Origin of the sequence: Sphingobacterium sp. Mn56C (assembly GCF_049319645.1) — a bacterium.
In the GTDB taxonomy this organism is placed as follows: domain Bacteria; phylum Bacteroidota; class Bacteroidia; order Sphingobacteriales; family Sphingobacteriaceae; genus Sphingobacterium.
In genome coordinates, this window is sequence record NZ_JBMOUC010000006.1 from 134,576 (window position 1) to 153,320 (window position 18,745).

General features: G+C 38.3%; 14 protein-coding genes. 10 read left to right on the top strand and 4 right to left on the bottom strand.

Annotation, left to right across the window (positions count from 1 at the left end):
- Positions 1-4 precede the first annotated feature (4 nt).
- The 4 genes from ACL9RF_RS14560 to ACL9RF_RS14575 are packed head-to-tail and all read left to right on the top strand — an operon-like array spanning position 5 to position 6,169.
- Positions 5-670 carry an NAD-dependent epimerase/dehydratase family protein gene (locus ACL9RF_RS14560; protein ID WP_422801367.1) on the top strand — a complete coding sequence of 222 codons (666 nt, stop codon included), beginning with the start codon at positions 5-7 and terminating at the stop codon, positions 668-670.
- Complete coding sequence (locus ACL9RF_RS14565) at positions 667-2,535, top strand: ABC-F family ATP-binding cassette domain-containing protein (RefSeq protein ID WP_422801368.1); 1,869 nt, start codon at positions 667-669, stop codon at positions 2,533-2,535. Before ACL9RF_RS14560 ends, ACL9RF_RS14565 begins: the two co-directional genes overlap by 4 nt.
- 58 nt (positions 2,536-2,593) lie before the next feature.
- Entirely contained in the window at positions 2,594-4,453 is a 1,860-nt protein-coding gene (mnmG, locus tag ACL9RF_RS14570; protein ID WP_422801369.1) for a tRNA uridine-5-carboxymethylaminomethyl(34) synthesis enzyme MnmG, read from the top strand.
- Between the two features lie 42 nt (positions 4,454-4,495).
- The gene (locus ACL9RF_RS14575) at positions 4,496-6,169 is read left to right on the top strand and encodes an Ig-like domain-containing protein (protein ID WP_422801370.1); all 1,674 of its coding nucleotides are present in this window, start codon (positions 4,496-4,498) and stop codon (positions 6,167-6,169) included.
- Positions 6,170-6,206: 37 nt separating this feature from the next.
- Here the strand turns inward: ACL9RF_RS14575 and ACL9RF_RS14580 are convergent, their stop codons facing one another.
- Both ACL9RF_RS14580 and nadB read right to left on the bottom strand, forming a co-directional pair.
- Positions 6,207-6,716 carry a gamma carbonic anhydrase family protein gene (locus tag ACL9RF_RS14580; RefSeq protein ID WP_422801371.1) on the bottom strand — a complete coding sequence of 170 codons (510 nt, stop codon included), beginning with the start codon at positions 6,714-6,716 and terminating at the stop codon, positions 6,207-6,209.
- 7 nt (positions 6,717-6,723) lie between these two features.
- Positions 6,724-8,316: an L-aspartate oxidase gene (nadB, locus tag ACL9RF_RS14585; protein WP_422801372.1), complete on the bottom strand. Its 1,593-nt coding sequence runs from the start codon at positions 8,314-8,316 to the stop codon at positions 6,724-6,726.
- Positions 8,317-8,790: 474 nt separating this feature from the next.
- On the opposite strand from nadB, the gene nadA reads away from it, so the two are divergent.
- The 3 genes from nadA to ACL9RF_RS14600 all read left to right on the top strand — a co-directional run bounded on the left by nadA (position 8,791) and on the right by ACL9RF_RS14600 (position 12,979).
- Entirely contained in the window at positions 8,791-9,789 is a 999-nt protein-coding gene (gene nadA, locus ACL9RF_RS14590) for a quinolinate synthase NadA (RefSeq protein ID WP_422801373.1), read from the top strand.
- A gap of 45 nt (positions 9,790-9,834) precedes the next feature.
- Complete coding sequence (thiL, locus tag ACL9RF_RS14595; RefSeq protein WP_422801374.1) at positions 9,835-10,875, top strand: thiamine-phosphate kinase; 1,041 nt, start codon at positions 9,835-9,837, stop codon at positions 10,873-10,875.
- Between the two features lie 181 nt (positions 10,876-11,056).
- Positions 11,057-12,979 carry an acetoacetate--CoA ligase gene (locus tag ACL9RF_RS14600; RefSeq protein ID WP_422801375.1) on the top strand — a complete coding sequence of 641 codons (1,923 nt, stop codon included), beginning with the start codon at positions 11,057-11,059 and terminating at the stop codon, positions 12,977-12,979.
- Between the two features lie 80 nt (positions 12,980-13,059).
- Here ACL9RF_RS14600 and ACL9RF_RS14605 read toward each other — a convergent pair whose 3' ends face one another.
- Positions 13,060-14,667: an acyl-CoA carboxylase subunit beta gene (locus ACL9RF_RS14605; protein WP_422801376.1), complete on the bottom strand. Its 1,608-nt coding sequence runs from the start codon at positions 14,665-14,667 to the stop codon at positions 13,060-13,062.
- A 138-nt stretch (positions 14,668-14,805) separates the two neighbouring features.
- On the opposite strand from ACL9RF_RS14605, the gene ACL9RF_RS14610 reads away from it, so the two are divergent.
- From ACL9RF_RS14610 to ACL9RF_RS14620, 3 genes are read left to right on the top strand one after another with little or no spacing between them, the layout of a single operon-like run.
- Positions 14,806-15,957, top strand: coding sequence for an acyl-CoA dehydrogenase family protein (locus ACL9RF_RS14610; protein WP_422801377.1), 1,152 nt, complete (start codon positions 14,806-14,808; stop codon positions 15,955-15,957).
- Entirely contained in the window at positions 15,947-16,804 is an 858-nt protein-coding gene (locus tag ACL9RF_RS14615) for a hydroxymethylglutaryl-CoA lyase (protein WP_422801378.1), read from the top strand. The genes ACL9RF_RS14610 and ACL9RF_RS14615 overlap by 11 nt, the downstream gene beginning before the upstream one ends.
- Positions 16,794-17,492, top strand: coding sequence for an enoyl-CoA hydratase/isomerase family protein (locus ACL9RF_RS14620; RefSeq protein WP_422801379.1), 699 nt, complete (start codon positions 16,794-16,796; stop codon positions 17,490-17,492). Before ACL9RF_RS14615 ends, ACL9RF_RS14620 begins: the two co-directional genes overlap by 11 nt.
- A gap of 482 nt (positions 17,493-17,974) precedes the next feature.
- Here the strand turns inward: ACL9RF_RS14620 and ACL9RF_RS14625 are convergent, their stop codons facing one another.
- On the bottom strand, positions 17,975-18,727 hold the full coding sequence (locus tag ACL9RF_RS14625) for a segregation and condensation protein A (protein WP_422801380.1): 753 nt from the start codon (positions 18,725-18,727) through the stop codon (positions 17,975-17,977).
- Positions 18,728-18,745 lie beyond the last annotated feature (18 nt).

The window sequence follows — 18,745 nt, forward strand, 5'->3', positions numbered from 1 at the left end:
AGCTATGTCTGATAAAAAATATACAGCTTTAATATTAGGTTCCACGGGTTTAATAGGGATGGAATTACTAGTATGCTTATTGAAAAATAAAGCATACAAAACCGTCTATGCTATTACGCGAAGGCCTCTCGGTATACAGCATCCTAAACTAAAAAATACAATAGCCGAAATAAACGATGTAAGTTTACAAATAGCTGATTTACAGGTCGATGTATTTTTTTCTTGTTTAGGTAGTACGAAAGCTAAAACGCCTGATCTGAAAGATTATTATGCCGTAGATCATGACTACCCTATCGAAGTTGCCAGGATTCTAAAAAAGAATGGTTGTAAGGCTATTGCTTTTGTTTCAAGCATCGGCGCTAATGTGCATGCAAAAAACTATTACCTTAAATTAAAAGGTGAAACTGAACGCGATATCGAACGCTTAGGCCTCGATAGTACGTATATATTTCGCCCTTCCCTGCTTATCGGTGACCGAAATGAAAAACGTTTCGGCGAGAAGATAGCCCAGGTTATAAGCCCCTTTCTAGATTTATTGTGCTTCGGTAAATTTAAAGATTATCGTAGTATTCATGCTAAAACAGTAGCTTCAGCCATGCTGAACGTTTCGCTAAAAGGAGAAAAGGGTACACATATTTATCAAACACAGCAAATAAAAAATCTAGCGTGAGTATAATTAGTACAGAACAAGTAGGCCATTCTTTCAACGATAGGTGGCTATTTAAAGACCTTCATTTTGGTGTACAAAAGGGAGACCGTATTGCATTGGTAGGGATAAATGGCACGGGAAAGTCTACCCTATTGAAGTTATTGGCGGAAGTATTCCCTCCACAAGCGGGGAAAATTGTAAAAGAAAAAGGTATCCGAATTGGTTATTTACCGCAGGAGCCTGATTTCACCGGATTAAATACCATCAACGATTTTATTTATAGTGCCGATAATGAGCAGCAACAGCTTATTAAGGAATATGAGGAATTATTGGAACAGGAAGAGGTAGATCAAAATAAATTGGCGCTGATCTCGGATAAGCTTACGGCTTTGGAGGCTTGGGAATATGAAAATAATATTAAAACTATTCTTAACCGTTTGTCTATTTCCAACTTTGATCAGAAAATCGATAGCCTTTCTGGTGGACAGAAAAAACGTTTGTCTCTAGCAAAATTACTGATCGATGAACCGGATGTTTATATCCTCGATGAGCCTACCAACCATTTGGATATTGAAACTATTGAGTGGCTGGAAAAAATCCTTACAACGGGTCAAAAGACTGTAATTATCGTATCGCACGATAGGTATTTCCTGGATAATATTTGTACCGAAATTAGAGAACTCGACAAGTCTAATATTTTTTCCTATAAAGGCAATTATGCCTACTTCCTGGAGAAAAAAGCAGAACGCGAATATAACGATGTATTATCTGCAGAAAAAGCCCGTAACCTACTCCGTAAAGAATTGGAATGGATGCGTAGGCAGCCGCAAGCTCGGGGTACAAAGTCGAAAGCCCGAATAGATGCTTTTTACGAGCTGGAAGAAAAATCTAAAGGCCCGCGCGCGGATGACAAGGTCCAACTTTCGGTTAAGGTTTCTAGACAGGGTTCTAAAATTGCGGAATTGGAAAATGTTGTTAAAGGTTTTAATGGGAAGACTATTATTAAGGACTTTTCCTATACGTTTAAAAAGGGTGACCGTATTGGTCTCGCTGGAAAAAATGGATCGGGTAAAAGTACATTCCTGAATTTAATTACGCAGGAAATCCTACCGGATGCGGGTACCATTGAAATCGGTGAAACGACAAAGTATGGTTACTATAAACAAGGGGGGCTCCAGTTTACCGATGGTGAAAGGGTTTTAGATGTGGTTAAAAATATAGCGGAGTATATTATGATGGCCAATGGCGATAACCTTACGGCTTCACAATTATTAACGCTATTCCTCTTCCCTCCTGAAAAACAATTTGGCCTCGTAAGTAAGCTTTCTGGTGGTGAAAAAAAACGCTTGCAGTTGATGCGTGTATTGATGGCTAACCCAAACTTCTTAATTCTGGATGAGCCTTCCAATGACTTGGACTTGGATACCTTGAATGTGTTGGAAGAGTTTTTGGTGAATTATCCGGGGGTCTTAATCTTAGTTTCTCACGACCGTTACCTTATTGATAAACTTACTGAACAGCTTTTTATTTTTGATGGCGTAGGTAATGTAACGTTGTATAATGGAAATTATGCCGACTTTAAACTTGAACAGGAGTTAAAAATTAAAGAAGAAAAACTTCAGAACAAAGGACAAAAGTCTACTGAAAAGAAAGAGGTTACCCCTATTGAGCCGAAGAAAAAACTAAGTTATAAAGAACAGAAAGAATATGAATCACTAGAATCTGAAATTGTTATTCTGGAAGATCGTATTGCTGAAATGTCAAATTCATTAAATGAATTAACGGATCATACTCGAATCTCAGCATTAGCAGAGGAAATACAAAACCTGCAGTATAGCTTGGATTCGAAATCTGAACGCTGGTTAGAATTAGCAGAATATATATAATGTTTCACGTGAAACACCTACTAAAAACAAATGTTCCACGTGAAACCAATCGAGAAATATGTTTAATAAATATAATGTAATTGTTGTTGGCGCTGGCCATGCGGGTTGTGAAGCCGCTGCTGCTGCCGCTAATTTAGGTTCAAGTACCCTCCTTATCACAATGAATATGGGGGTGATAGCTCAAATGAGTTGCAATCCTGCTATAGGTGGCGTTGCTAAAGGACAGATCGTTCGTGAGATTGACGCCATGGGCGGATATACGGGTATTATTGCCGATAAATCTACCCTACAGTTTCGCATGCTAAATAAGTCTAAGGGGCCTGCCATGTGGAGCCCTCGTACACAAAACGACCGTATGCGTTTTGCCGAAGAATGGCGTTTACAATTGGAGTCTATTCCAAACTTGGACTTATGGCAAGATACCGTAAAGGAAGTTATTGTAGAAAATGGTACCGCTAAAGGTGTAGTTACGGCGATGGGTATTCGTATTGAGGCCGATGCTGTAATTTTAACCAATGGTACTTTTTTAAATGGTGTAATACATATTGGAGAGAAAAAATTTGGCGGCGGAAGAACCGGAGAGAAATCTGCAACCGGACTTACAGAACAGTTGGTGTCCTTAGGTTTTGAATCGGGAAGAATGAAAACAGGAACGCCTCCACGCATTGACGGCCGAAGTTTAAACTATGCTTTAATGGAGGAACAATGGGGCGATACAGAACGTGGACGTTTTTCATTTACGGATGTAGACATCCCTACCGAACAACGTTGTTGCTGGATTACGTATACCAACGATAAGGTTCATGAAGTTTTAAAAACTGGATTCGAGAAATCACCTATGTTCACGGGTCGTATTAAAGGTCTTGGTCCAAGGTATTGCCCTTCTATTGAAGATAAGATAAACCGTTTTGCAGAAAGAGACCGTCATCAAATCTTTGTAGAACCGGAGGGTTTTAAAACAGTAGAAATATATGTAAATGGCTTTTCCACTTCCCTACCTGAGGATGTGCAACAGAAAGCAATTCGCCTGATTCCTGGTTTTGAAAATGCGAAAATGTTCAGACCTGGATATGCCATAGAATATGATTATTTTCCACCAATGCAGCTGGATCTTACCTTAGAGACTTTACGGGTTAAAAATCTATTCTTCGCCGGCCAGATTAATGGTACGACCGGATATGAGGAAGCTGCAGCTCAGGGATTCGTAGCTGGGGTAAATGCGCATCAAAAAATAAACGACCTTCACGAGCTTATTTTAAAACGCTCGGAATCTTATATTGGGGTTCTTATAGATGACTTGGTTACGAAGGGTACAGAAGAACCTTACCGCATGTTTACTTCCCGAGCAGAACATCGTTTGTTATTGCGCCAGGATAATGCAGATATTCGTTTAACACCTATGGCCCATAAAATTGGGTTGGTATCGGATGAACGTTTACAAAAGGTGCAGCAAAAAATTAAAAACGCAGACGATATTGTAAGCTATATGCAACAAAATTCGGTATCTGTAGAAAAAATGAATCCCATTTTGGAACGGGAAAATTCGAGTCCATTAACGCAAAAAGCACGCTTTTTTAATGTATTGAGCAGACCGCAAATTAATATTCAACAACTTGCTGAAGCCGACCAGGATTTTGCAGGTATGCTGTCTACCTTCGATCAAGAGACCATTGAACAAGCGGAAATAAAAGTGAAATACGACAGTTACTTCGAAAAGGAAATGGAGATTGTTAACAAAATGAAAAAAATGGAGGATAAAGAAATTAATCCTAATTTTGACTATTCATCCCTGACTTCCCTATCCATTGAAGCTAGAGAGAAATTGCTAAAGGTAAAACCGAGAACCTTAGGTCAGGCGTCCCGAATATCGGGCGTATCACCTTCGGATATCAGTGTTTTAATGGTACATATGAATTAAAAAATAAAATCCATTTAAGCGATATTAGAACGCCATAAAAATATGATAGAAAATCCTGAATTTAAAAATACCGATACGCATAAAACCTGGAAGGTTATTCCCCAGGTTTTCCTATTAACATTTATATTTTTAATATCGCTTACCCTATTGCGTTGTGCCAATATGCAACGCCCGACGGGTGGTCCTAAAGATTCAATTCCCCCAAAAGTGCTGAATGAATCGCCCACAAACTTTAGTAGAAATTTTAAGGATAAGGAGATCGTTATAACCTTCGACGAGTATATTAAATTGGCTAATCAGTTTAAAGAATTTAGTATCTCTCCGGACCTGGAAAAACAACCGGAGTATAAAATAAAGAAGAAAGATTTACGCATTATTCTTCCTGATTCTTTAGAGGAAAATACAACTTATACGATTAATTTTGGTAAAGGATTGGTGGATTTTAATGAGGGTAACCCCATCGTCAATTACAATTATGTCTTTGCTACTGGCCCGGAAATCGATTCTTTGACGATAAGCGGACAGGTGAAAAATGCTTATACCCAAACTTTCGATTATAAGGATGACAAGGAGGTTCGCGTTTTATTAATCCCTACCCGGCAAGATTCTATATTCGGTAAAAGGAAAGCTAATATTTTTACTTCTGTTGATTCCACGGGAAACTTTACTTTTAGAAATTTAAAAGAGGATACGTATAGAATATATGCACTTAAGGAAACGAATAACGATAGAATTTATAATAGCCCCGAAGAATTATTAGGTTTCTTAAAAGATAGCCTTGTTCTGAGGGAGAATATTAAGGAGGTTAAAATTGAATACTCAAAAGGAAAACCGAAAACTTATAGAACATTAGAAAAAAAGATTGAAAAAAATGGTACCCTTTTATTAACGTTTAACCAACCGCTAGATAGCCCTCAGGTAAATATTATAAGTCCTACAGGACTTAATGCTACAAAAATTGTACGCTATTCGGCACATCAGGATTCCGCATTTGTATTCGTTGAAAAATTAGATTTCGACTCGATAAAATTCCAAATCATGGAAGGTAAGGCGGCAATTGATACTGCGCTGATTCGAAGGGGAAAAAATGATAAATATGAACAGAATATCCTGCCCATACTTAACATTACGAATAAGGTAGACAAAATTAAACATATAACCTTAACCAGCTTCTTCCCTATTACCGCCGTGGACAAGAGTAAGTTGCTTATACATGAAGACTCTGTTTCTAGAAGAAATTTTCAGCTCCAACAGGATTCATTGAATAAAAATTTATACCATATTCGTTTTAATTGGCGGCCTAATAAAAATTACGAGTTAGTCATTCAGGAAAAGGCATTATCCGGACCTTTCGGCGAGTTTAACAAGGAATTTAAAAACAAATTTACCTTGGATGAATCGAATAATTATGGCGATATAAAATTTAAAATTACGGGGCTCGAAAAGGATATTCAGTATGTTGTCGAGCTTATTGATGATAAAAGAACGAAAATATTCGATACCCAAATACTTGAAAATATCGACGAGCTGAACTACTTAAAATTTCCTGGTGGAAAATATACGTTACGCATATTTAAGGACCTAAATCGCAACGGCCGATGGGATGGTGCTGATGTTTATACCTTAACCCAGGCTGAGCCGATATGGTATCTTGAAAAACCATTTACGATACGTGCCAATTGGGAACAAACAGAAAATATAACGGTTAGTTTTTAAATGCATAAAAAAAGGAGTCTTAATCAGACTCCTTTTTTTATGAAAACCAACTGGAATATAATACATAGTTATGGGGTAATTTCTCCAGTAGTTTTACCTGTTCCTCCGTTAAGGGTTTAATTTTTTTTGCTGGAACACCAGCGTATAAAAATCCGGATTCACAAATCATATTTTCCAATACCACAGCACCGGCGGCAATTATTACCTGGGACTCTATAACGGCCCTATCCATTACAATTGCACCCATACCCACCAATACATGATCGTGGATAGTACAACCATGTACAATAGCGTTATGTCCAATATTAACATAGCTGCCAATATCTGTACCATTACGCGCATAGGTGCCGTGTAGCGTTACGTTATCCTGAATATTGGTATAATCACCAATTTTTATATAATTTACATCACCACGCAGCACCGCATTAAACCAAACGGAACAATGTTTTCCAAGCGTAACATCCCCCACAATCGTACAGTTTGGAGCCAAAAATGTATGCGCATCAATAAAAGGAAAACTATCTTTAACAGGAAGTATTGTAGCCATAATATATTTAAACTATAGTATCCATCAAAACATCGGAATGACTGGGGTAATCGGTCGTATAATGAAGACCTCTACTCTCCTTTCGATTCGTAGCAGATTTTACAACCAAATATGCCACTTGTATAACATTCCTAAGCTCGCAAAGTTTGACGGATAATTTTGTACGCTTATAAAAAGATTCGGTTTCTTCATGCAATAAGCCTAACCTACGCCTTGCTCTTTCCAAACGAAAATCAGATCGCACAATACCGACATAGTCACTCATAAATTTTTGTGTTTCTCGTAAATTGTGGGTAACTAAAATATCCTCGTTCAACAGCTTTGTATTGGAATCGTCCCAATCGGGTATCCCCTCTTTAAAGGTTAATTGATCAATGTTCTTAACAGCATCCATAAATATTCTATGCGCATAAACAGCGGCCTCCAAAAGCGAATTAGAGGCGAGACGATTTGCACCATGCAAGCCCGTAAAGGAACATTCGCCGCAGGCATATAAATTCTTAATAGAACTCAATCCATACGCATTCACCACAATACCACCACACAAATAATGTGCTGCCGGCGTAACCGGAATATAATCATTAGCCATATCCAATCCTATGGAAAGGCATTTTTCATAAATATTTGGAAAATGGGCTAGCAAATCGGCCTTAGAACGGTGGGTAATATCCAAATAAACGTAATCTAAACCCGACTTCTTCATTTCTGCATCTATCGCCCGCGCCACAATATCACGTGGTGCCAGGGATGCCCTCTCGTCGTACTCCTCCATAAAAGATTCGCCATTTGCACGCCTCAAAATTCCGCCAAAGCCACGTACAGCTTCGGAAATAAGAAAGGCAGGGTATTCGGATGGATTATACAACGATGTAGGATGAAATTGAATAAATTCCATATTACCCACTTTTCCTTTGGCACGATACACCATTGCAATACCATCGCCTGTAGCAATAGTCGGATTTGTTGTACTCGCGTATACATGACCGGCTCCACCCGTTGCCATAAGCGTAACCTTGGATAAAATCTTCTCCACAACACCGGTATGTGTATTTAGAGCATAAATTCCATAACATTCTATATCGGTAGATTTTTTATCTACGCGCAGCCCCAAATGATGCTGCGTAATCAGGTCTACTGAGAAATAATGAGTAAGTATATCAATGTTCGGATTTTCATGAATTTTGGCCAGTAAAGCACGTTCAATTTCATAACCTGTTATGTCTTTATAGTGCAAGATACGATGCGCAGAGTGGCCACCTTCTTTGGCAAGATCGTACGTACCATTGGATTCCTTATCAAAGGAGGTTCCATAGGCTATTAACTCGGCAATACGGTCCGGACCTTCCTTTACAACGTTTTCCACAACCTGTGGATTACATAATCCATCACCTGCAATCAGGGTGTCTTGTATGTGTTTTTCAAAGCTATCAGCGTGATCGGTAACCACCGCTACCCCACCCTGTGCATATTTTGTATTCGATTCATCCTCATTGGATTTGGTAACTATTAACACTTTTCCACATGCAGCGGCTTTTAGTGCAAAACTTAATCCGGCAATCCCGGAACCAACAACTAAAAAATCAACTTTTCTTCCTGACATATCCTAATTCTAGACGATAAACGTGAAACAAATTAACAAAATATGTGGAAAACGTGTAAATAATAAGTGAATTAAATTTTAAAACTATTTATTATTCCACAATTCACAGTTTATTAACATAACTTTTCAGAATTTACCAAGGTAAAAAGCGATAGATATTAACAAAATGTGAACAGCTATTACTCCACAAAAAAATATGGATAAAATAATCGACCAAAAATTAAGACCCTGATAATCAAAAACAAAATCGTGGAAAACTGTGTATAAATTGTGAATAAACTACTAATATCCCAAAACCAAAATTTAAAACTCCCAGGTTATCCCCATTTTCCACACACTAATAAACAATAAGAAGATCCTTTATTTAAAAAATTATTATTTATTGAAAAAAAGGAATGTGGAATTCGTTTGATTTTCTTTGATTACTTTTGTAGCGTTGATTTACCTCGAGTTATTAACATTAAAGCAGAGAGAATGAGTATAACTTTCCAAAAAGACTTGGAAGCCAAAGGTTTTATTGATGTGCCTATAGATCCAACGGTAGATTTGGTACAAGAAATCAAAAGGCTCAAGCACGAAAAAAATGCGGTTATTCTGGCGCACTATTACCAGGATGCAGAAATTCAAGATTTAGCCGACTATATTGGAGACAGTTTAGGGCTTTCTCAACAAGCCGCCAAAACGGATGCCGACGTTATTGTTTTTGCCGGCGTTCATTTTATGGCTGAAACGGCGAAAATTCTTTCGCCAACAAAGAAGGTTTTATTACCCGATTTGAAAGCGGGCTGTTCCTTATCCGACAGTTGTCCGCCACATTTGTTTGCTAAATTTAAAGAATTATACCCTGATCATCTGGTAATTACCTATGTAAATTGTACGGCCGAGTTGAAAGCTTTATCGGATATTGTCTGTACTTCGAGTAATGCCGTCGAGATTGTCGAAAGTCTGCCTCTAGAGCAAAAAATAATTTTTGGCCCGGATAGAAATTTAGGCGATTACGTTAAGAAAAAAACAGGCCGTGATTTAGTGTTATGGAATGGTGCTTGTATGGTTCATGAAATTTTTTCGCAGGAAAAAATCGATGCGTTACGTGAAACATACCCTGGCGCCAAATTTATTGCCCATCCGGAGTGTGAAGATCATATTTTGGCATCGGCAGATTATATAGGTTCTACATCAGGAATGCTTAAGTATACCATTGAAAACGAGAGTAATACCTTTATTGTAGCCACAGAATCTGGAATTTTACATCAAATGCAGAAGGCTAATCCCGGAAAAACTTTTATTCCGGCTCCGCCAAATAATGCTTGCGCATGTAACGATTGTCCGCATATGAAATTAAACACCTTAGAGAAATTGTATACCTGTTTAAAATATGAATCTCCGGAAATTACACTCCCTGAGGATGTTATAAATAGAGCACAACGTCCTATTGCGCGTATGTTGGAAATATCTGAAAAGCTTGGATTATAGTTTTTTAGCTTTTTTATTTTAAATATTAATCTTTGAATTGAAATTATGTTCGATAATAGGGAAAAAACCGACCTTAATAAGCTCGGAGAATTCGGTTTAATTCAACATCTTACCCAGAGCGTTGAAATATCGCAACCTACAACGGTTAAAGGAATTGGTGATGATGCCGCAGTTTTGGATTTTTCTGGAAAAAAAACACTTATTTCAACAGATTTACTCTTAGAGGGTATTCATTTTGACCTTCGGTATGTACCATTGAAGCATTTAGGATACAAGGCGGTTCAGGTAAATCTGTCTGATATTTACGCGATGAACGGAATTGCCTCACAAATAACGTTTTCCATCGGATTATCTTCAAAATTTCCGCTTGAAGCGGTCGAAGAAATTTATGAAGGTGCATTAATTGCTTGCAAAAAATTCAATGTAGATCTAATTGGTGGCGACACTTCTGCTTCTGCCCAGGGTCTGGTTCTTTCGGTAACCAGTATTGGTTATGCCGATGAACAAAATATTACGTATAGATCTACAGCCCGTGAAGGTGATTTGCTCTGTGTATCAGGAGATTTAGGTGGCGCTTATGTGGGCCTGCAATTGTTGGAACGTGAAAAACAGATTTTTTTAGAAAATCCTAATATTCAGCCTGATTTAGAAGGTAAAGATTATATTGTTGAAAGACAACTTAAACCTGAAGCACGTAAAGATATTATCGAACTTTTGGAAGCGTTGCACGTGAAACCTACCGCCATGATTGATGTTTCGGATGGTTTAGCATCCGAAATTTTACATATTTGTAAAGATTCCAATGTGGGCTGTAAGCTTTATGAAGAGAAAATTCCTATTGATCCGATGACTTACGAAACGGCGCGTGACTTTGGTTTGGATCCTACAGTTTGTGCTTTAAGTGGTGGCGAAGATTATGAATTGTTATTCACTATTCCGCAATCCGATTACGATAAGATAAAAGGTCAACTTGATATTACCGTTATCGGCCATATCACGGAACCGGAGGCGGGGAGACTGATGATTTCAAAATCTGGAAATGTACATGAAATAACGGCACAGGGCTGGAACGCCTTTAAAAAATAGGCGTATAAAACTTTATTAAGTAAAAGTAAAAACTGCAAGGGAAAAAAACTAATTTTGCTTTAGATTATAAATCCCAAAGGAATAGCGACTTGTCAATCGGTTTTAAAATTAAAGTTAACTTTAATTAAACTATAAGTTTATATTTCTTTATTCTTTCATGTTTTTACTTTTACTTAATAGTATGATGAAGCCCTTGTGGATACCTACGGAGGATTATATAAAGTCTTCCCATTTATTTGATTATAAGCGCTTTGTGAACGAAATTTATATTTCTTCTCACGAAACATATGCGCAGCTCCATAAATGGTCTGTAGATCATCTGGATGACTTTTGGTACAGTATACTACGGTATTTTAAGATAAGCTATTCGGGGAGTTTTGAGAACGTTTTAAATTGGAACGAAAAGGAGGCTGATTTTACGCAAACAAAATGGTTTGAGGGTATTTCTCTAAGTTATGCAGAGCATATTTTTAAATCGACTACGACCGACAGGCCTGCAATTAAATATACCAATGAAAAGGAAGCTTACAGGGAGGTATCTTGGTTGGAGCTTTCTGAAATGGTAAGTAAAATACAACAATTTCTAATCGATAAAGGGCTGCAAAAAGGCGATCGTGTCGCAGCTGTATTGAACAATACCGTAGAAACTGTTGCTATATTTTTAGCCGTTAATGCTATAGGTGCCATATGGTCCTGCTGCTCTCCAGATTTTGGTGATGTCAGTATTTTGGACCGCTTTGCTCAGATCGAACCTAAAGTATTGTTTATCGATACGGCTTATCAATATAACAACAAACTATTTTCTAAACAAGATACTTTACACCTTTTAATGCAGGGATTACCTTCCTTAACTACTGTTGTAGAGCTTTTTTCTGCTCCATGGGAACAGATTTTTAACGATTATAAAGCCAAAATAGTAACCTTTGAAAGGGTGCCTTTCTCCCATCCCATTTGGATATTATATTCTTCGGGTACCACCGGGAAACCAAAGGCTATTACACATAGTACCGGCGGTAATCTTCTAGAACACTTTAAAGCTTTGGCTTTACACCAGAACGTCAAAAGCGGGGAAAATTTCCTCTGGTATACAACGACTGGCTGGATGATGTGGAATTATGCCTTATCTGCACTCTTATGTGGTGCAACCTTATGTATTTTCGATGGTATCATCAATCATAATGCGCATCAAACGTTTTGGAATTTCCTCAAATTGGCTAAGGTCGACCACCTGGGCGCTGGTGCTGTATATTTTACCGCTATTAACAATCTTAAAATTGAAAACTATGCTCCTAAGGTAATTGGTTCTACGGGCTCTCCACTGCCTGCTGCAACATTTGAAAATCTACAACAGAAATTCCCAGATGTACATATTATATCCCTCAGTGGTGGTACCGATGTTTGTTCTGCTTTCCTTTCGGGCTCGACTTTGCTACCCGTATATGCAGGTACATTGCAGTGTCGAACTTTAGGTGCTGCAATTGCGGCATATAATGATGCTGGGGTTCCTGTATATCAGGAGCTGGGTGAATTGGTGATTGAAAAACCTATGCCTTCCATGCCTATTTTCTTTTGGAAGGATACCGATAGGGTGAAGTACAAAGAAAGCTACTTCCAAAAATTTCCGGCTGTATGGAGTCATGGGGATTGGATTAGTATACATGATAATGAAAGTGTTACCATTTTCGGGCGTTCTGATGCTACATTAAATCGGGCTGGTGTACGTATTGGCACGGCAGAGATCTATAATGCCGTAAATTCCTTACCTCAAATAGTCGATTCTTTAGTAATTACTAAAGATTATAGCGACGGTACCTCGCAGATGTTGTTATTTGTTAAATTGACTGCTGGAAATAAATTGTCGGAAGATATGATGCAATCCATAAAAAATTCCTTAAGAAAACAATATAGTCCTAGGCATGTGCCTGATTATGTTTTTGCTGTTGATGATATTCCTTACACTTTAAGTGGTAAAAAGCTTGAATTACCGATTAAAAAGTTGTTCGCCGGAACTGCCCTGGAGTTGGTTGTATCGAAGGATATTATGCGTAATCCGGAGGCTTTAGATGGCTTTCGTGAAATTTTTGAATCGAATTGGTCGTCTTAATTTGATTCCATACCATACCCTAATAGGCCATAGGTATAGCAGGGCTATAGTATGGCCTGTTGTGCTGTATATGCGCAAAATTATGTTTGTATCACTCCTACATTATAGCGGGGTATATCTGCATTATTATTGGCCGCAGCTATGCCTAAGCTTATAATTTTTCGGGTCTCCGCAGGATCTATAACTCCATCTACCCATAATCTGCCTGCTGCATAGTACGGGCTTAATTGTGCCGTATATTGGCTTGCTATATCTTTTAGTAAAATTTCTTTTTCTACCTCCGATAGGCTTACGTTTTTGACTTTTAAAGCGGCTTCTTGAATTTGTAATAATGTTTTACCTGCCGATGCCCCACTCATAACAGCCATTTGCGCTGTGGGCCAGGCGTATATTAAACGGGGGTCATAGGCTTTGCCACACATCGCATAATTGCCTGCACCGTAACTATTGCCAATAATAAAGGTAAATTTTGGAACGACCGAATTGGCCATGGCGTTTACCATTTTGGCGCCATCTTTAATAATTCCGCCCTGCTCGGACCTTGATCCTACCATAAAACCGGTCACATCTTGTAAGAATACTAAGGGGATTTTTTGCTGGTTGCAGTTCATAATAAATCGTGCTGCCTTATCTGCAGAATCTGAATAGATTACACCTCCCATCTGCATTTCCTGGGTACCACCGGCCTTCTTGGCTTTTACTACTTCGCGTTGATTGGCCACAATACCGACTGCCCAGCCATCCACCCGCGCTAATGCACAGATTATCGTCTTGCCGTAATCTTTTTTATATTCTTCCATGGACCCTTCGTCGACTATTCCCAACAATATATGGCGCATATTATAGGGGGTTACCCGATCCTCGGGCAGTGTGGTATATAAAGAGGATGCGGGTAGTTGGGGTGCGATGCTCGTTATTCTGGAGAAGCCTGCCTTGGGGGAATCCCCGAATTTGTCAATTATATTTTTAATGGCATCCAGGCAACTGGGGTCGTCGGGATATTTATTATCCGTGACGCCAGATATTTCGGTGTGCGTTGTTGCTCCTCCTAAGGTTTCATTGTCAATAACTTCGCCAATCGAAGATTTTACCAGATAGGAGCCGGCTAAAAATACAGAACCTGTACCTTCTACAATTAACGCATAATCGGACATGATGGGCAGGTACGCACCGCCAGCAACACAAGAGCCCATAATAGCGGCAATTTGTGGAATTCCCAAAGCCGACATTTTTGCATTATTTCTGAAAATACGACCAAAATGTTCTTTATCAGGAAAAATTTCGTCTTGCATAGGCAAATAAACACCCGCCGAATCTACCAGGTAAATTATAGGTAGCCTATTTTCTAGGGCAATTTCTTGTGCACGAAGATTTTTTTTGCCTGTGATGGGAAACCAGGCTCCAGCTTTTACCGTTGCGTCGTTGGATACTACAATGCAAAGACGTTTTTTTACATATCCCATAACGACAACGACACCGCCATTTGGACAGCCTCCGTGTTCCGCATACATACCGTCGCCAGCAAAGATGCCGATTTCTTGGTACGGCATATCTGCATCTAAAAGGTATTTTATACGCTCCCAAGCCGTTAATTTTCCTTTTTCTTTATGTTTTTGAATTTTGGATATCCCACCACCTTGTTGTAATTTTTCGGTTTTCTCTTTTAGAAGTAAAAGCAGCTTTTCCATACGTAGGGATTTATAATTTTAATGTTTATAAAGGTAAAAAAGAATATTTTTTTATAAATATCATAAAATATTATTTGTTTTTTGTAATATTTGTAATAATAATTATAAACTAAAAATAGACTTAAGTAAAATTTCATTATGTATACTGCCATTGAAACCGAAAACATGGCAATGATACGTGCGAGTGCACGTGAATTTGCCCGACTTGAAATAAAACCCTATATAATGGAATGGGATGAGAAACAATATTTTCCGGTAGAGCTCTTTAAAAAAATGGGCAATTATGGATTTATGGGGATTTTAGTGCCCGAAGAATATAAGGGCGCTGGTTTAGGTTACCAGGAATATATTACTATATTGGATGAAATTTCAAAGGTCTGTGGTTCAATAGGATTATCGGTTGCCGCACACAATTCTTTATGTACGAATCATATTCTTTCTTTTGCCAATGAGGCTCAAAAACAGAAATACTTGCCTAAACTGGCTACAGCAGAATGGATAGGTGCTTGGGGACTTACCGAAACGGGGTCTGGGTCGGATGCCGGTGGTTTAGCTACAACCGCTGTTCAGGAGGGCGACTTTTGGATTATTAATGGTAGCAAAACCTTTATAACGCATGCTATTAGTGCTGATGTGTTTGTGGTAATGGTGCGCACGGGTGATAAGGGTGATAAACATGGTGTTACAGCATTTATTGTTGAAAAGGGTACAGCAGGTTTTACTGCTGGCATGAAAATCGATAAATTAGGGATGCGCGCATCTGAAACAGCGAGTTTATTTTTTGATAACTGTAGGCTGCATAAGGATCAGATTATTGGCGATGTAGGTAATGGATTTGTACAGGCATTGAAGCTTTTGGATGGGGGCCGGATTTCTATTGCTGCCTTATCTTTAGGTATTGCCCGTGGGGCATATGAATGTGCCTTGAGATATGCGAATGAACGGGAGCAGTTTAACCAGAAAATATATGATTTTCAGGATGTTTCCTTTACCATAGCAGAAATGGCAACAAAAATTGAGGCCGCAGAATTATTGGTCCGTAAAGCCGGTGATTTAAAAGATAGGCACGAGAAGGTAACGAAAGCTGGCGCTATGGCCAAATTATATGCTTCAGAGGTTGCTGTAGAGGTTTCCAATCAGTCGGTACAGATTCATGGTGGTTATGGATTTACCAAGGATTTTCCAGCTGAGAAATTTTTTAGAGATGCTAAATTATGTACCATTGGCGAAGGCACTTCGGCAATACAAAAAATGGTGATATCCCGTGAAATTAAAAAAGATGTCTTATAACCCTAATATACAGCTGGTAGAATGCCCGAGGGATGCTATACAGGGCATTACACATTTTATTGATACCGAAAAAAAGGTCGCGTATATCAATCAATTGGTACGCAGTAACCTGTTTGAGTATATAGATTGTGGTAGTTTTGTATCGCCAAAAGCGGTACCTCAAATGCAGGATACGGCAGCAGTATTGGCAGATATTGAATTGATAAATGAAACGAGGTTATTAGCTATCGTTGCTAATGAAAGGGGAGCTGAAGCGGGTTTAAAATCAAATAATCTGGCGTTTCTGGGTTATCCTTTTTCCATCTCAGAGACCTTTCAACAGCGGAATGCAAATTCCAATATAACGGAATCTTTTCAACGGGTGAAGCATATACAACAGCTGCTGGCTGGCGGATCCAAAGAATTGATTGTATATATATCCATGGCTTTTGGTAATCCCTATGGCGATATGTGGAGTTTGGAGCTGGTCGTGGATTGGATTAGTAAATTAAGTGCGTTAGGTGTTAAGCGATTTTCTATTGCAGATACTACTGCCGAGGCTATTCCCGAACAGATAAATGAACTTTTTACCGCAATTTACAACATCTTTCCTAGGCTGGATTTTAGTATTCACCTGCATTCGTCCAGACCTATGGCTGCGCTAAAGATTGAAGCGGCATATGCCGCCGGCTGCAGACGTTTCGAAGGTGCTTTTTTAGGCTATGGTGGCTGTCCTTTTGCCAAGGACGAATTGGTAGGTAATATTCCAATGGAGATGCTGATCGATAGATTTCAATCTGCTCCTCCAGCGGCGGTTTTCCCTTTAATGGACGGTTTTCAAAATATGATCACGCCTTATGGAGTATAAGTATATAAAGGTTGCTATTGCTGCTGGGCGAATGAATCTCACCCTGGCACGCCCGGAGAAAAGAAATGCCTTTACCCCTACTATGGTTAATGAAATCGCGCATGCATTAGAGTTTGCGCATAACGAAAACGACGTGCGTGTCGTTGTTTTAAGGGCTGAAGGACCAGTGTTTTGTGCGGGAATGGATTTAAAGGTATTCGAAAATCCGGACCTTGATGACCGCAATCCGGCAATTGAAAATAGGAATATTTCTTTAGGCGAAGTATTCGATAATTTCCATAAGCCGATTTTCGCCATAGTAAAGGGTAATGTTATCGCTGGTGCCTTTTTAATGATTTGTGGCTGTACTTATGTTTATTGTGATAGATCGGTGCAATTTAAACTACCGGAATTGGCATTAGGGATTTTTCCTTTTCAGGTATTAGCCAGTTTGTTAAAAATACTTCCCGAAAAAAAAGTATTGCAGTTATGTTTGGAAACAGATTATTTTGATGCGCAAAAGGCTAAAGATCTTAGTATTGTCGATGGCTTTTTGGAGGATACGGATGTGGAGGCTAAAATTCAAAGCTTGGTTACATCTAATCCAATAGCGCTAATGGCGGGTATACAGGCTTTGCGTAAGCTGTCTGCTGTTCCTAGGGATAAACAGTACGAATACTTAAAAACCGTATTGGATACTTTGCGTTAGTTTATGGCAGTGTTCGCAATGTTTGACCACTATTTAATGGGGTTATTTTTGTGTTACAATAGCCTTATGTCTTGTTTTTTTTCTTATGAAGGGTTTTTATTGTTTTTAAATTGCCCTATTATTTCTTTATAAATGGTGTTTTTTATTAAAAATTAAAAAACTACCAAAATCAAATATTGCTATTTTTTGATTTTCAATAAATTTAAGAGCTGGATTTCTTAATTTTCTACGGTGCATAAGCATGCAGCAGTATACAATAACCTAGGCTTTTTTGGGACTATACGGGTCGCTAAAGCACAGATATTTTGTTTTTTTGGAATGAAGATTTAGTAGGCTTTATCGTAATCAATAGGGTGTAGCATGGGAATGCCACATCTTGATTGCGGATGCAGGTATAGCTTTCTAAAAATACGAGGTAGCTGGTATATGTTGGGAAATTAAGGGCTAATTACATTAAATAGCTGAAAACTACGGTATTCAAATTATGCTGTATATGGATTTGATTTTTCGATCGCAAAATTATTATAACCCATACCGACTTCAATTTCTAATAATTTCTGCTGTAACATTTCTAAAATTGCCAAGAAATTAAATACAAATTGTACCTTATTTTCAGAATGTCGAAGTATGTGTTGGAAATCTAACTTCTTATTTAACGCAATAAGCTCTGTTATTGCTTTTTTCTGTTGCTCAATGGTGTATGGATATTTTACAACGGTATGTTTTACGGGTAAAACACGGTGTGTAAAGTGGTACATCATCTTCTCGTAGACAATCATAAGTTTATAGAGGTCAAACGACGCAAGCTCTTCTTCGGTGAATTGTCTTTTGGTATGTTTTAGATCGTAGGCAATATTAGCTCGATGGTGTAATTTCTCCCTGTTATCTTCAAAAACTTTTAATTTTTCGCAGACATCTTTAAACTGCTTGTAGAGGATAAGTTTTTGTACAAGCTGCTCCTTTAGATCTATTTCATTTTCGTTTTCATCCAATTCCGGACGCGGTAATAGCATCTTGGCTTTTATACGCATTAGCGTTGAAGCGACAAATATAAACTCCGAAGCCAATTCAATGTTTAAGGATTGCATTTGCTGTATATAGGATAGGAAATCATCCGTAATTTTGGAAATCGGAATATCGTGGATATTTAATTCGTCTCGCTCTATAAAGAACAATAATAAATCAAATGGTCCTTCGAATTGCTCGAGCTTAATTTCGTAATTTGTTGCTTCCATAAACTAATTCAAAAGTAG